Annotated in this window: 15 protein-coding genes and 1 pseudogene; 4 read left to right on the top strand and 12 right to left on the bottom strand. The window is 58.9% G+C overall.

Translation table 11 applies throughout. The features are described 5' to 3' along the window. The first annotated feature begins 24 nt into the window (after positions 1-24). Positions 25-429 (top strand): VOC family protein, encoded by a 405-nt coding sequence (locus I3J13_RS11230; protein WP_196378839.1) that lies wholly within the window; start codon positions 25-27, stop codon positions 427-429. An 87-nt stretch (positions 430-516) separates the two neighbouring features. Here I3J13_RS11230 and I3J13_RS11225 read toward each other — a convergent pair whose 3' ends face one another. Beyond that, entirely contained in the window at positions 517-1,359 is an 843-nt protein-coding gene (locus tag I3J13_RS11225; protein ID WP_196378838.1) for a LysR family transcriptional regulator, read from the bottom strand. 89 nt (positions 1,360-1,448) lie between these two features. On the opposite strand from I3J13_RS11225, the gene I3J13_RS11220 reads away from it, so the two are divergent. Beyond that, positions 1,449-1,850, top strand: a complete 402-nt coding sequence (locus tag I3J13_RS11220) for a tautomerase family protein (RefSeq protein ID WP_196378837.1) — start codon at positions 1,449-1,451, stop codon at positions 1,848-1,850. A gap of 64 nt (positions 1,851-1,914) precedes the next feature. On the opposite strand, the gene I3J13_RS11215 is transcribed toward I3J13_RS11220, so the two are convergent. Next, complete coding sequence (locus tag I3J13_RS11215) at positions 1,915-2,688, bottom strand: SDR family NAD(P)-dependent oxidoreductase (protein WP_196378836.1); 774 nt, start codon at positions 2,686-2,688, stop codon at positions 1,915-1,917. Between the two features lie 87 nt (positions 2,689-2,775). Between I3J13_RS11215 and I3J13_RS11210 the strand changes: the two genes are divergently transcribed. Next, a complete protein-coding gene (locus tag I3J13_RS11210; protein WP_196378835.1) occupies positions 2,776-3,405 on the top strand; it encodes a TetR/AcrR family transcriptional regulator in 630 nt (209 codons plus the stop codon). Between the two features lie 85 nt (positions 3,406-3,490). On the opposite strand, the gene iolE is transcribed toward I3J13_RS11210, so the two are convergent. From iolE to I3J13_RS11175, 7 genes are all read right to left on the bottom strand, one after another. Next, positions 3,491-4,420 (bottom strand): myo-inosose-2 dehydratase, encoded by a 930-nt coding sequence (gene iolE / locus I3J13_RS11205; RefSeq protein WP_196378834.1) that lies wholly within the window; start codon positions 4,418-4,420, stop codon positions 3,491-3,493. A gap of 52 nt (positions 4,421-4,472) precedes the next feature. After that, positions 4,473-4,775, bottom strand: a complete 303-nt coding sequence (locus I3J13_RS11200) for a MurR/RpiR family transcriptional regulator (protein ID WP_059756109.1) — start codon at positions 4,773-4,775, stop codon at positions 4,473-4,475. 55 nt (positions 4,776-4,830) lie between these two features. After that, positions 4,831-5,850, bottom strand: a complete 1,020-nt coding sequence (locus I3J13_RS11195; RefSeq protein ID WP_196378833.1) for a Gfo/Idh/MocA family oxidoreductase — start codon at positions 5,848-5,850, stop codon at positions 4,831-4,833. 26 nt (positions 5,851-5,876) lie between these two features. After that, a complete protein-coding gene (locus I3J13_RS11190) occupies positions 5,877-6,668 on the bottom strand; it encodes a TIM barrel protein (RefSeq protein ID WP_196378832.1) in 792 nt (263 codons plus the stop codon). A gap of 82 nt (positions 6,669-6,750) precedes the next feature. Further along, positions 6,751-7,539 carry an ATP-binding cassette domain-containing protein gene (locus tag I3J13_RS11185; RefSeq protein ID WP_003523955.1) on the bottom strand — a complete coding sequence of 263 codons (789 nt, stop codon included), beginning with the start codon at positions 7,537-7,539 and terminating at the stop codon, positions 6,751-6,753. Then, positions 7,539-8,660 carry an ABC transporter permease gene (locus I3J13_RS11180; RefSeq protein ID WP_196378831.1) on the bottom strand — a complete coding sequence of 374 codons (1,122 nt, stop codon included), beginning with the start codon at positions 8,658-8,660 and terminating at the stop codon, positions 7,539-7,541. Before I3J13_RS11180 ends, I3J13_RS11185 begins: the two co-directional genes overlap by 1 nt. Before the next feature lie 127 nt (positions 8,661-8,787). Beyond that, positions 8,788-9,741 carry a sugar ABC transporter substrate-binding protein gene (locus I3J13_RS11175; protein WP_196378830.1) on the bottom strand — a complete coding sequence of 318 codons (954 nt, stop codon included), beginning with the start codon at positions 9,739-9,741 and terminating at the stop codon, positions 8,788-8,790. Between the two features lie 181 nt (positions 9,742-9,922). On the opposite strand from I3J13_RS11175, the gene I3J13_RS11170 reads away from it, so the two are divergent. Continuing rightward, a complete protein-coding gene (locus I3J13_RS11170; RefSeq protein WP_196378829.1) occupies positions 9,923-10,933 on the top strand; it encodes a LacI family DNA-binding transcriptional regulator in 1,011 nt (336 codons plus the stop codon). A 142-nt stretch (positions 10,934-11,075) separates the two neighbouring features. Here the strand turns inward: I3J13_RS11170 and I3J13_RS11165 are convergent. The 3 genes and pseudogenes from I3J13_RS11165 to I3J13_RS11155 all read right to left on the bottom strand — a co-directional run. Next, positions 11,076-11,264, bottom strand: a pseudogene (locus I3J13_RS11165) (ISNCY family transposase); the annotation flags it as partial. A gap of 525 nt (positions 11,265-11,789) precedes the next feature. Next, the gene (locus I3J13_RS11160) at positions 11,790-12,815 is read right to left on the bottom strand and encodes an SAM-dependent methyltransferase (protein ID WP_196378827.1); all 1,026 of its coding nucleotides are present in this window, start codon (positions 12,813-12,815) and stop codon (positions 11,790-11,792) included. Further along, complete coding sequence (locus I3J13_RS11155) at positions 12,812-13,600, bottom strand: DUF1295 domain-containing protein (protein WP_196378826.1); 789 nt, start codon at positions 13,598-13,600, stop codon at positions 12,812-12,814. Before I3J13_RS11155 ends, I3J13_RS11160 begins: the two co-directional genes overlap by 4 nt. Positions 13,601-13,620: the final 20 nt, after the last annotated feature.

The raw sequence follows: 13,620 nt of genomic DNA, 5'->3' as shown, positions 1-13,620 counted from the left end.
CGTTCCACCATGAGGAGAAAGACAATGGCCAAAATGATTTTCCTGAACCTGCCGGTGAAAGACCTGGCCGTTTCAACCGCCTTCTATGAGGCGATCGGTTGCGTGAAGAACGAAGAGTTTTCCAACGAAGACGCAAGCTCGATGGTGTGGTCGGAGACCATCACCTTCCAGCTTCTGCGGCACGATTATTACAAGACCTTCACCGCCAAACCGATCGCCGATGCCCATACGACAAACGGCATGCTGATCGCCCTTTCGCGCGACAGCCGCGAAGAGGTCGACGCCATGGTTGGCGCCGCCGCAAAAGCAGGTGGGCAAGCGGATGTCCGGGAACCGAAGGATCTGGGTTTCATGTATCTCCGCACCTTCACAGATCCCGATGGCCACGAATTTGAACCCGCTTACATGGATTTAAGCAATGCGGGCTGACGTCATCATTCGCGCGCGCGACGAGGCGAACTTGTTGATGGGCTGGAGCGGAACTGCCCAAAAAGCGGCGGGGAACCGCTACTCAACCTAGTCGCCGGTGCCGGATACGGCTGCGGCCAGGGCTCTGATCGCCGATGCATGTGCGGGCGTTCTTGCGCGGGAAAGAAGAACGATATCGGAAGGCGGCAACGAAGGTAACCCCAGTTCCACACCCCTGTCAGGCAGGCCACGGGCGCTAATATCGCCCATCGCCGCGACACCCGCGCCTGCAAGAATTCCTTCATGGAGTACCGAACAGCTTCCGGCAGTGAAAGCATCGCGCCACTCCACGCCGGCTCTTCTAAGCTCCGACACCGCAATTTCCCGGACACCGCACCCGGACCCCAGCGACACCAGCGGAATGGCGCTGTTGGAGCGTGGCCGCCAGCCCGGGGCGGCCCGCCATCCCAGCCTGTCGGTACGCAGGATTTCGCCGTCTGAGCCACCGCCGTTACGCCGGATAATGGCGGCGTCGGCCTGTCCGGACGCGAAACTTTCCTTCACGTACCGGGAAAATCCGATATTCACGTCAATCACCGCATTGGCGGGGAGTGCCGCGCGCATCGCCCGTATGGCCGTCGAAAGGCGGCCCCCAATCGCGTGGTCACTGGCGGCCAGGCTAAAGTGCAGCGGCGATTCATGACCGAAGGTCAGTGCTTCCTCGTGTTTGGCGAGCAGCTCGCGAGCCTTCGGCAAAAACACCTGGCCATCCTCCGTTAGCCGCAGATGCCGCGGCGAACGATCGATCAACCGCCGGCCGACACGCTGCTCCAGCATCTTCAATTTTTGGCTGACGACCGGTTGCACGGTTCCTGCCGCCTCCGCCGCCTTTGTCAGGCTGCCGAGTTCGACAGAGAAAATGAACAGGCGAACGCTTTCGAGGTCAATCATATAAAATCGCTATGTATGGAATATCCAATACCATATTCTCATTATGAATAAATTTGCGCAAGGTGTCTCTGCAACAAGGAGACAAGACCATGCCCATGATCAAAGCGCGCTACACCAAACCCCGGAACGGACGCGACCCAAAGCTGGAAGTCGCGGCTCTGCTTTCTCGCCTCACGGCGGAAATTCTGCACAAGGACCCGGCTGTCACCGCGGTTCTCGTCGAGAGCGCCGATCCCGATGACTGGATCATCGCCGGATCGAGCCTCGCCGACCAGAAGGTCGGAAGCTTCTATGTCGAGGTTTCGATTACGGAACACACCAACATAAAGGACGAGACGACCGAATGGGTCCGGCGGGTCTATAACGAGATGAACGCCCTGCTGGGCCCCGTGCACGAGGCGAGCTATGTGCTGGTTCACGCCGTCGATGGCGATGCCTATGGTTATGGAGGGCAAACCCAGAATCTGCGGTGGGCACGCAAGCACGGCTAGTATCGGTAGGCGTCAGGCGAAACTGCCCGACGCCGCTCGTCCAAGGATATTTGCCATGCCTGAATCAAATCCGCGCACCGCCCGTCGCATCGATCATCTGTCCAGTCGTCCAGCGGGCATCGTTCGAGGCAAGGAATGTGATGACGTCCGCAATATCGTCGGCGCGACCGATACGTGAAAAGACGGACAGGGCTTCGGCGCCTGCGCGGGCCTCCGGCGCTGCCAGCCATCCGGCGTTCATGTCGGTTTCAGTAACACCCGGCAGAACCGAATTGACCGTAATTCCGCGCCGGCCGAATTCCGGGGCGAGCGCCAGCGTCAATGTCTCAAGCGCACCCTTGGACGCCGCATAGGCGGGATGCGTCGGCGCCGCGATGCGCGTGAAACCGGTCGAGACATTGATGATGCGGCCATTGTCGCGGAGATGATCGGCAACCGCCTGAATGAGAAAGAACGGCGCCTTGAAGTTGATCGTCATCAACTCGTCGAAAGCGGCTTCCGTTGTTTCTTTCAACGGTGTCGCCGGGGCAATGCCCGCATTATTGACGAGAATATCAAGCGATGGCGAGCCGGTGAAAGCGACCGCGGCCTCCCTGAACTGCTCCCACAAGCTGTCCGTCGCCGCTTTCCCGGCCCGCAGATCGGCATTGAGAGCGACCGCCTTCGAACCGAGAGCCTCGATCTCGCGGATCGTTGCCTGTGCCGCCTCGGGGTTCGCGCCATAATGGACGCCGATAAGACCTGCACCCTCTTTCGCAAACGCCAGAGCCACGGCACGGCCGATGCCGCGTGAACTGCCCGTTATGAGGGCGACTTTGTTCGATAGTTTCTGAGACATGGATCACTCCGTTGTGATTTAACTAGCGATCGTTATAATAAAACCTGGCCATGACCTGTCAATATTTTTATAGTGATCGATATAAAAATGTCTGAAATGACGCGAAAACAACGCGGTAGACCGCGCCTGCTTGATCGGAATGCCGGGCTCGACGTCGCAGCCCGGCTGTTCTGGGAACACGGCTATGAGGGAACCTCGATAGCGGACCTCACCCATGCGATGGGCATCACCCCGCCGTCCCTCTACGCGACATTCGGTTCAAAGGAAGAATTGTTCCGGCTGGCGCTTGATCATAGCATTGCGCAGCAAAGCGAACGCCGCGCCGAAGTGCTGCAGGCGCAAATACCCGCCTATGAGGCGCTTGCCTCTTACCTTTACGATATTGCTGAAGGACATACCCAGCCCGACAAGCCGCGCGGATGCATCGTTTCCACCGCCGTTCTCCAGCATTCGGAAGCAAACGCCTCTGTCGCCCGCACAACGGCAGGATTGCGCGAGGCGGCAATACAGATTCTCAAGACACGGTTCGACCGCGCCGTCAGCGAGGGCGAACTACCCACGCAAACCGACACTGATACGCTCGCGCGCTTTTACGGCGCCATCATTCAGGGCATGTCTGCGCAGGCTTGCGACGGTGCGTGCAGGGCTAGGTTAAAGGCTTTGGTCGATGTCGCGCTGACAGCCTGGCCCGGAAAGCGTGGGGCCGCTGGTCCTTAATGTCGAATCGGAACCTCTTGAACAGATCGTCCGAGGACCGGAGACGAGCAAAACGGCATTCGATCATGGGGACTTAGGCGTATATTTACACATCATGCGGTGTTGACCCAGCCGTCCAAAAGTTCTCGACATGCCTGAATGCGCGTGTCACCGCATCTCTCGGCGGCGCTGCGGCCGGGTCCTGTTCGGCTTCCACCACCAGCCATCCCTGATAACAGCTGTCCCGCACGAATGCAGCAACGGGCTGGAAATCGATCACGCCGTCGCCCGGAACGGTAAACATCCCGCTTCGCACCGCGGCATTGAAACTGAGATCGTGGTTCCGGACATTTTCCATGACAGCGCCGCGGACATCCTTGAGATGTATGTGAGCGACACGGTCACCGAAACGCTCGATGAGACGTTGATAGTCAAAGCCCGCAGCAACAGAATGGCCGGTGTCCAGAAGGAGCCCGGTCTCGCGACCAACCCTGTCGAACAGAAGAGAAATCTCATCGAAAGTTTCAGCAACCATCATGAGATGATGGTGATAGGCGAGCTGCAGGCCGAAATCCCCCGCCAGGCGTTTGGAAAATTCCGTGAGGCGCAGGGCATATGCCGGAAAATCCTCTCTGGGCATGACCAAGCGCTGTGACATTGGCGTGTCCAGCGGTGAGCCTGGAGACATCATCGCCACCTCTCCGTAAACCATCACCTTGCAACCCATCAGGCGCAATAATTCCGCATGAGAGAAAACGTCCAGCATCTCCTCTCCGGCGCTTTGCTCGGCAAGCTTGCCCGAGTACCAGCCAGACGCCAGAGCCAATCCGTGATGCTGAAGCAAAGGTCGCAGAACAGCCCCATCACGCGGAAATTTCCGCCCGAGTTCGATGCCCTGATACCCCGCATCCGCAGTGTCCGTCAGGCAGCTCTCCAGTGAGATGTCCGCTCCAAGATCCTCAAGAACGTCATTCGACCAGGAAAGTGGGCTGACGGCGAGCCGAACCCCCGCCGGCAAAATCTCGGTAATATTCATTTTTCTTCTCCACCGCGCAGAACCTGCGACGTTCACTTTCACAGGGCAAAATCTATAGAAAATTCTTTATGTTACGCCCCTTTCCTTCCGACAGTACGTGCGTGCGAAAAACCCGCCTGAATTGGCTGAACCTATCAAAGCCCAGCGAGTTGGCGACACGGACGACGGTGGATGGAGACACGGCGCATTCGCTGGCGAGGGAACCGATCGTTCCAAAGGCGACGATATGCGGACGAGCCAGAATGGTTCGCGCGACATGGTCCTGCTGCTCCGACAATCGCAGGCTCCCCGTTACGATCAGACCTTTCATGTCCTGAATGCTGGTCGGCGTTTTAAAGGTCTGCCGCGTACGCATGGAGCCTGCTCCTTGTCGATCGGAAAGCACGCCGGCAAGCCAGCGCGCATAGGGTTCAATTCAGGGCAACGGGCTGTTTCCGGGATACCGATTGAATGGCGGCAAGGGCGACCGCCAGTGCGTTGCGTGCGTCGTGGCCCGTCGGCCCTTCACTCATCGTCCCTTGATGAACGGCCGTTATGAAAGAGGCGAGTTGCGCGGTGTAGCCATGGACAAAGTGATCGGTATCGCGACGCCAGGTCTCATTCGAGACGCCGCGCCCATCGAACAGCGTCATGCTTGAACGACGCACATCGCCCATCGTCACCATGCCGGCCGATCCAAAAACCTCGCCGCGAATGTCATAGCCGTAGAGCGCCGAAAAATTGGCTTCCGCAACGGCTATGGAGCCGTTGTCGAAACGGATATTGACCACCGCCGTATCCAGAAAGCCTTCACCTTTTGCGTCAGGGCGGACAAGCGCATCCGCCATGGCGAAGACTTCGACGGGTCTGGCGCCGGGGTTCAGCCATAACAGCGTGTCGAAATCGTGGATGAGGGTCTCGTAGAAAATCGTCCAGAGCGGAATACGGCCGGGGTCTGCGGCGAATGGGCCGGGATCACGCGTCAGCGAGCGGATGAGCTGCGGCGCGCCGACCTTGCCGGCGTCGATCGCGGCCCGGCCTTCCGCAAAGGCCTGATCCCACCGGCGGTTGAAGCCCACCTGGAGGGGAACACCGGCCGAGCGTGCCGCGGCAATCGCCCGATCGGCATCCTCCAGCGTCAGCGCCATCGGCTTTTCGCAGAAAATCGCTTTTCCCGCCTCGGCAGTCTGAACAAGAACATTGGTATGGAAACGGGCCGGCGTTGCGATGATGACGGCGTCGAGACCGGGATGTGCAAGCAATGCAGCAATGTCGGTATAGGCGGCGTCAACGCCGAGTTTTTCCGCAAGACCTGCTGCCGCACCCGGTGCGGGATCGGCAATGGCGACGAGTTCGGCATCGACCAGTCGCCGGGCGACGGTTTCACCGTGGAAAGAGCCGATGCGGCCGGCGCCGATGAGACCGACATTGACCGGTTTTATCTTGGGCATGGGGATCGTCCTGTGGGTTTATGCTGTCAGATTGTGAATGCAGCGCGGAAAGCCGAGAGCGCTGCGTCGGCATCGCCGGATGCCCAGGCCTCCATGCCGACCGGCCCGGCATAGCCCATCGCTTTCAGCGCCCGGGCAATGCCGTTCCAGTTGACTTCACCCGTACCGGGCTCGCAGCGGCCGGGCACGTCGGCAACCTGAATCTCCCCGATCCACGGCAGGGCCCTGCGGCAGAGTTCGATGAGGTTTCCTTCGCCGATCTGGGCGTGGTAAAGATCGAGATTGAGGCGCAGACGCGGGTGGTTGATGCTGGAAACCAGCGCCAGCGTATCTTCCGCGCGCGCGAACGGAACGCCGGGATGATCGACGGGAAGGTTGAGGTTCTCAAGGGTGAAAACCACATCCTCTTCTTCCGCGAGGTCAACGATACGGCAAAGCGTGTCACGCGCCTTTAGCCACATGGCGCCCGTGACCACCTCGACAGGCTGCACCGGCAGCCCGCGATCTCCAAGGCCCGTGCCATGCAGGTTCAGCCGCTGAACGCCAAGGCGTTTGCCCACCCGGGCGGTCTGCCGGGCCGTGCTGAGCAACTCTGCCGCGCCTTCGTCATCCGTGAGCCGGCCGGTGAGATAACCGTTCATGATGGTGAAGGTCGCACCGGTCGCTTCAAGTCTGCTGATGTCATGTTCCGGCCAGTTCCACAGGCCGACACCGAAGCCCAGATCCTTGAGTCGGGAAGCACGCCATTCGATCGGCTTGTCACGCCATAACATCTCGGCGCAGGCCGCCAGTGGGAAGGAGTTCGCAGAAGCGCTCATGGGTAATACCTTGCTGATGAGTATGAGGGATCGTGGCGCGGCGCGATCGCGCCGAACCGGATATTCGTTCGGGAATGTCTAGTCAGATGGTTCCGCCCAGCTCCTCGGAGATGGACTGCAACTCCTTGCCGCCTGCCATCAGGTTCTGCAGATCGTCGATGCCAATTTCACTCTTCGAATAGGTCCCGAGGGTCTTGCCGCGATTCAGCGCCGTGAACCGGTTGCCGACGGCATAGGCGTGGCGGACATTATGCGTGATGAAAATGACGCCGAGCCCGTTATTGCGGACCTGGTTGATATATTTGAGAACCATCGAGGTCTGCGCGACGCCGAGCGCCGACGTCGGCTCATCGAGGATGAGCACCTTCGCCCCGAAATAGACAGCGCGCGCGATGGCGACGCATTGCCGTTCACCGCCCGACAGGGTGCCCACCGCCTGATCCGGCTCGCGCACATCGATACCGATCTTGCGCATCTCCTCACGCGTGACCCTGTCGGCAAAATCCATGTCCATGCTCTTGAAGGGACCGAAACCCTTCAGAGGTTCGCGGCCCATGAAAAAGTTCCGCGTCACCGACATCAGGGGGATCATCGCAAGATCCTGATAGACGGTCGCGATGCCGGCATCGAGCGCATTCCGCGGACCGTCGAATATGCGTGGCTGGCCTTCGACGAGGAATTCTCCCGATGTCGGCTTGAACACGCCGGACAGGGTATTGATGAGGGTGGACTTGCCGGCGCCATTGTCTCCGAGAAGGCAGAGAACCTCGCCGGCATTGACACTCAGCGATACGCCGTTGAGCGCGATGATGGAGCCGAAATATTTGACGAGGTTCCTTACCTCGACGATTGGCGTCTGAGATGTGCTCATCAGCGTTCTCCCGTGACGCGTTTGCGGATCACATTGTTGAAAATGACGGCCGTTAGCAGCATGCCGCCGAGGAACACGAGATACCAATCCTGATCTATCGACGTGTAGGTAAGACCGATCAGCACCATGCCAAAGACAATCGAGCCGAAGAACGCGCCGATCGCCGAACCGTAACCGCCTGTCAGAAGGCAGCCGCCGATGACGGCCGCGATAATGGCCTCGAATTCCTTCTGAAACCCACGGCGGGCATCCGTGGAGCCGGCATCCAGCACGGTGAGGATCGCTACGAGTGTGGCGCACATGGCCGTTATGATGAACAGGGTGGTCTTCACGCGCGCCACTGGCACGCCCGACTTGCGCGCCGCACGCGGGTCACCGCCGGCGGCAAAGATCCAGTTGCCGAAACGCGTCCGCAGAAGCACCCAGGTAGCAAGCAGGGCGATCAGGACGAACCACAGGATCTCCACCGGAATGCCGGGGACCTTCGGTGTTCCATTTGGAAATGTCTCGATGATGCCCCGGCTGCCGAGCCAGGAGAACAGGCCGGTAAAGGCGTCGCCGGAAAAAATCGGGGCAAGCGGGCTGTCGGCGGCGGCTTCCTTCATGCCACGAAGCTGTGTCGCTCCGCCGCTTGCCCATTTGAGGCCAACCAGCGTGAGGCCACGCAGAATGAAGAGGAATGCAAGCGTGACGATGAACGAGGGAAGACCCGTTCGCATCGTGAGCTGGGCATTCGTGACGCCGATGACCACGGCAAATCCGAGCGCAATCAGGATCGCCACACTGAGCGGGAGATTGAGAACCACCAGCGCCGTGCCAAATACGAGACCGGCAAAGGCGACCATCGATCCGATCGACAGATCAAATTCACCGCCGATCATCAATAAAGCGGCGCCGATGGCAAGAATGCCGAGCTGGGCAGCCGGGGCCATGAAATTGACCACACCGGCCAGCGTGAACATGGCCGGATTGGCGGTGAAGAAAAAGAAGATGGTGACAAGCACCAGCCCGGCGACAGCGCCGAGTTCCGGACGACGCAGGAGAGCGGTCATCATCGAAACCTTTTTTAGCCGCTCGTCGGATCGGGTCGGGGACCCGTTCTGTTCGTTGGCCAGCGTCATGGGTTTGTTCCTCAGATTGGGTGTCGTCTTTGCGCGCAACGGCATTCGGCCGAAATGGTCGCGCATCGAGGCAAAGGTTGCATTCGGGGTGGCTCCCGCTCTGGCGGGAGCCACGCTTCCATCCGGCCTAGCGGATGCCCTGGGAGGATTTTTCGATGACTGCGGCCGCCGTGTCCTTCTCGACGAAACTTGGGCCGGAGGCGACGTTGCCCGCCGGAATGGTGCCGTAACGTGCGTTCAGCGCAAGAAATGTCACCGGTAGATAACCTTGCAGGAAGGGTTGCTGATCAACCGCAAAGAGTGCCTTCCCGTCCGCAACCGCCTTCAGAAAACCCGCCGACAGATCGTAGGATGCAACCTTGACCTTGTCGCCGACACCCAACTTTTCGACGACCGCCACCGCGCGTTCGCCGACCAGCGGCGCAGAAAGGCCGAGAACAACATCCACCGACGGATCTGAGGTGAGCGCCGCCTGAATCTTGGCTTCGATTTCCGCCGGGTCGGCTGTCGTCGGTAACACCGTTACCTTGCCGCCTGCAAAACCCTTTTCCGTTCCGGCGCAGCGCTGGTCCAGAGCCGCATTGCCCACCTCCTGGTTGACGCAAAGAACATGCTTCAAACCGAGAGACTTCAGCTTCTCCCCAACCTTGACGCCGGCAGGCAGTTCATCCTGACCGACATGCAGCCTGATGCCGAGCTTTTCCGTGGCCGAGATGCCGGAATTCATCGAGATGACCGGAATGCCCGCGGCAACTGCTTTTTCAATCGCTGGACCAAGGGCATCTGGGTCCGGATTGGAAATCACTATCCCCGCCGGGGTCTGGTTTGCAGCCGCATCGATGAGTTGACCCATCGCGACCATGTCGAAGGTTTCGGGCGCGCGATAATCGACCCGGACATTGCTGTCCTTGCCCGCCTGCATCATGCCATTTTTGACGATAGACCAGAAAGGATCGGACGCCTGACCGTGGGTGACCGCGATGATGGTCACCTGATCCTGCGCTCTGGCCGTCGCAGAGCATGACACGGCTATTCCGGCGACGAGTGCGCCATGGGCGAGTTTCCTGAGAATAGATTTCATGTGGTTCCTCCTCCTTGTACCGGCCCACTCCTCAAGCCGGTAAAATGTAAATGCTACCGGGTGCAAATATCTTGCTACCGGGTGCAAGCAGGTGCATCATAGCCGCGAATGGGTTAAAAGCAAGCGTTCATTTCATCGGAATCCGAAATGGAATGTTCGTTCCATTTTGGTCGGAGGCACTATGCGCAAGCGGGAAACTACCAGGAGAGCGACGGCGAAAGAGGTGGCGACCGCAGCCGGCGTATCGAAATGGACCGTTATCCGGGCTTTCACACCCGGTGCGTCGATTACCGAGGAAAGCAAACGGCGCGTGCTGGAATCGGCGGCTGCCCTGAATTACTCGCCAAATCTTCTTGCCCGGAGCCTTGCCACCAATCTGACCCATCAGGTCGCCGTCTTCGTCGATGATTTCGCCAATCCCCAGAAACTGCCGTTTCTTGAAACGCTGACGGAGCGTCTGCAGGCCGCCGGCCTCGTTGCCATGCTCATCAACATCAATAGCCACTTCGATCACGTGCACGCCCTGCTGCATGCCGACCAGCGTCAGGTTGACGCCATCATTCTTTTTGGCACCGCATTTCGCGATGAAACGTTGACAGACCGTCAGCTCGGCCACGGAATGCCGCCCATGTTCGTTCTGGCACGCGATAGCCAGATCGACGGCGTGCCCGCCGTCGTATGCGACGCCGAGCTGGCGCTGAGAGACATCGTCAATCATTTATACGAACGGGGATATCGAAAGCCCGGCTTCATGAGCGGCGCGACGGCGCTTTCGACGGCGCTCAGACGCCGGCAGCACTTTACAGATTTCTGGGCGGAAAAGGGCGTCGGCGAGATCGAGCTCCTGTCTGCCGAAAAATACAGCGCCGCAGCGGGAGCAGCCTCCGCCCGCGAATATCTGTCGCGAACTGCACCTTCCGAACGCGTCGACATCCTTATGTGTGAGAACGATATCCTGGCTTTCGGCGCCATGGATGAAATTCGCGGGAACTTCGGCCTGAGAGTGCCTGAAGACATGGCCATCGTCGGATTCGACAATTATGAACTCGGAGGTTCCCCCGCATACGGTCTCACCACATATGAACAACCTCGCCACGAAATGATCGAGGCCATCATCGGAATGATCACCGGAGCCATTGAAGCCGAAACAGTCACCTTGCCCGGTAAAATGATCGCCCGAAATTCCACGTGACAACAAAAAAACTCCCGGCGCGTTTGCTCCGGGAGTTTTGGATGTTTGGTTGCGGGGGCCTGAATCCACGGAGACTTGTCAGATCGGGGCGGGTGGTAGATACACCCCTTCGGCTTCAGCTTTGAGACAATTTATCGATGCGCTATTCGGCAGTATCGAGTGGCAACAGCGCCTTCTTTCGTTCTGCAATCACCGTTGAATCGCTCATGATATCCGTCCGCCGGCCCGGCCTACGGGCATGCTTGACGTAGCCATTCTTGTCGCTGTTACTCTTTATCGTCGGCTTGGCGTGCTGGTCCTGACGCTCCTTAATATCGGTCAGCATATCGCCATAGGCTTCACGTCGCAGCCACGGCTGACGAAACGTCCGACGCTGCTTGCGCGACAACCACAGTCCAGAATTAGACATCCAACCGCGCACCGTCTCACGCACCCATGGTTTGGAGCAGGAAAAGTTCCTCCGGTAGGGTCGTGACAACTGCCATCTTGAGCGCCATGGCACGCGTCGCGGCGGCGTTTGGCACGACCAGGTCGGCGTCCGAATAATAGTAGCTTTCCGGGAAGGAACCGAATGGAAAGAAACTGCACCACGAAACGCTCCCTAGCAGACACGACAAGAAGAGCCCCATGCTCCTGAATGGCGTCGGGGATATGGATGGGCTAGGCGCCGCAACTATCCAGTTTCGGCGTAACTGAACTCATGACTTTCTCCAGCCGCTCTCTCTGCAAGAACGTTTGACATGCTCAAAAGATGCGGCCAGCCTATTCATTATTGCGGGGATGTAAACGTTCGTTTTGGCAAACGTTTCGAGCGCGGTTTTTAGAACGTGCCGACGCCGATTGTGTGGCGCCAACACTAAACCCTCTTAAAAAAGTAGTGCCCCACACCCCAAACGTCACCGCCCTCATGCCCGAAAAGCCCCGCGGTCGCCAGGAAGAACAATCGCCATCGCCTTTCCCACAGCCGGGCGTCGGCACCATAGGTTTGCTGCAGAATGGGCCGGATACGGTCAATTTTTTTGTCGAAATTTTCGAGCCAATCGAGCGCTGTCCGACGATAGTGCGACCCTGACCAGCGCCACTCCCGCTCGACGGCGAAAAGCTGACTAAAGCGATGGGGAAGGTCGAAGGCCGGCATGATGCCGCCGGTGAAGAAGTGCCGGGCGATCCAGTCGGCAGGATTGTTGTGGTCGAAACGATAGGATCGGTCGCGGTGGTTAAACACATGCATGAAAAACCTGCCGTCCGGCTTCAGCCACGAGTGAACACGCTCGAACAACACGCGCCAATTCGACATATGCTCGAACATTTCCACGGATACGACACGGTCGAAACGATCGCCCGTCGTGAAATCATTCATATCGGCCGTCACTACAGAAAGGTTTGAAAAACCCCGTTCTCGGGCACGACCGATTATATATTCGCGCTGCGACACGGAGTTCGAGACTGACGTGATGCGCGCATTTGGGAAACGGCCGGCCATATAGAGGGATAACGAACCCCATCCGCAGCCGAGTTCCAGGATATCCATGCCGTCCTCAAGGCCGGCATGGGCCGAGGTCTTGGCCAAAGCAATATTTTCAGCTTCATCCAGCGTCGTCGTGGCATCGTCATAATAACAGCAGGAATATTTGCGCTGCTCTCCCAGAACGAGCGCAAAAAATGCCGCGGGCACTTCATAATGCTGTTTGTTTGCATCGTCGGTATGGCTGGCGACGGGAAACTTCACCATATCCGCCGCGAAAGCCTCTTCCGCATCCGCTGTAATGGCGGCAAGCCGCCGCTTCGTCCGTGCGCAGAGCATATCTATTCCGGCGAGCGTCACGCTGTCGCTGAGCGGCGCGCGCTCGGCGGCGTTGATGGCGAGTGCGAGCATGTTCATGGCCTGTCCTCGTTCTTGCGCGGCCCCGGAAAAAAGGCGTTGACGCGTTGTTGAAGGGCGCGGAATTTTTCCCCGCGCGATTGGAGCATATGGTCTTCAAGCGGCGGAATGCCGGAGACATGGACAAGCAGCCAGTACATCATCGCCGGTGCGGCGAGCGATACCCATGACAAGGCCTGCCCCTGAATGGCCAGCAGCGGAAAACCGCACCAGAAAAGCCATTCGAAAAAATAGTTGGGATGGCGGGAATAACGCCACAGCCCGGTTTCGCAGACACTGTTTTTTGCCGCTGCGGTCTTTCTGAATTTCCAGAGCTGGGCGTCGGAGAGCGCTTCGCCTGCCAGCGCGCCAAGGGCAACCACCATGGCGATAACGTCAACCATACGCGGAAACACATGGGTGTTGCTTGCCGCAAGATAGACCGCAAGAACAAGCACGAAAGCGGCGATTGCCTGTATCTGCAGGAAGATGAACAGCCGCAGGGCGGCAGCGCTCCCCCATTGCTCCATAAGCTTTGCATAGCGGGGATCTTCCCCGCCTCCTTGCGTGCGCATGCCGATATGGCCGGCAAGCCGCAGGGACCAGACAACGACCAGGAAAAGTGTAGCACCGCGCCGCCAGCCGTCTCCCACGGCGAAAACAACAGCGAAAATTCCGCCAAGCCCGACACTCGCAGCCCAGACCGCGTCGATCCAGCCGCTTGAACCGGTTGCTCTCTGCAACGCCCAAGCGCCCGCCATCAGAAGCGACATGAGAATGGCAAGCGTCACGACTACAGAAAACATCACTAATTCGCTCGCCATTT

Origin of the sequence: Agrobacterium leguminum, assembly GCF_015704895.1 — a bacterium.
Lineage (GTDB): Bacteria > Pseudomonadota > Alphaproteobacteria > Rhizobiales > Rhizobiaceae > Agrobacterium > Agrobacterium leguminum.
This window is presented reverse-complemented; position numbering and strand designations above follow the sequence as displayed.

Coding starts and splice junctions, on each gene's coding strand:
- I3J13_RS11195 (WP_196378833.1), bottom strand. CDS start 5,850: ATGCCCAAGATAAAACCGGTCAATGTCGGTCTCATCGGCGCCGGCCGC.
- I3J13_RS11175 (WP_196378830.1), bottom strand. CDS start 9,741: ATGAAATCTATTCTCAGGAAACTCGCCCATGGCGCACTCGTCGCCGGA.
- I3J13_RS11180 (WP_196378831.1), bottom strand. CDS start 8,660: ATGACGCTGGCCAACGAACAGAACGGGTCCCCGACCCGATCCGACGAG.
- I3J13_RS11230 (WP_196378839.1), top strand. CDS start 25: ATGGCCAAAATGATTTTCCTGAACCTGCCGGTGAAAGACCTGGCCGTT.
- I3J13_RS11210 (WP_196378835.1), top strand. CDS start 2,776: ATGTCTGAAATGACGCGAAAACAACGCGGTAGACCGCGCCTGCTTGAT.
- I3J13_RS11200 (WP_059756109.1), bottom strand. CDS start 4,775: ATGCGTACGCGGCAGACCTTTAAAACGCCGACCAGCATTCAGGACATG.
- I3J13_RS11155 (WP_196378826.1), bottom strand. CDS start 13,600: ATGTTTTCTGTAGTCGTGACGCTTGCCATTCTCATGTCGCTTCTGATG.
- I3J13_RS11225 (WP_196378838.1), bottom strand. CDS start 1,359: ATGATTGACCTCGAAAGCGTTCGCCTGTTCATTTTCTCTGTCGAACTC.
- iolE (WP_196378834.1), bottom strand. CDS start 4,420: ATGAATATTACCGAGATTTTGCCGGCGGGGGTTCGGCTCGCCGTCAGC.
- I3J13_RS11160 (WP_196378827.1), bottom strand. CDS start 12,815: ATGAACATGCTCGCACTCGCCATCAACGCCGCCGAGCGCGCGCCGCTC.
- I3J13_RS11190 (WP_196378832.1), bottom strand. CDS start 6,668: ATGAGCGCTTCTGCGAACTCCTTCCCACTGGCGGCCTGCGCCGAGATG.
- I3J13_RS11170 (WP_196378829.1), top strand. CDS start 9,923: ATGCGCAAGCGGGAAACTACCAGGAGAGCGACGGCGAAAGAGGTGGCG.
- I3J13_RS11185 (WP_003523955.1), bottom strand. CDS start 7,539: ATGAGCACATCTCAGACGCCAATCGTCGAGGTAAGGAACCTCGTCAAA.
- I3J13_RS11215 (WP_196378836.1), bottom strand. CDS start 2,688: ATGTCTCAGAAACTATCGAACAAAGTCGCCCTCATAACGGGCAGTTCA.
- I3J13_RS11220 (WP_196378837.1), top strand. CDS start 1,449: ATGCCCATGATCAAAGCGCGCTACACCAAACCCCGGAACGGACGCGAC.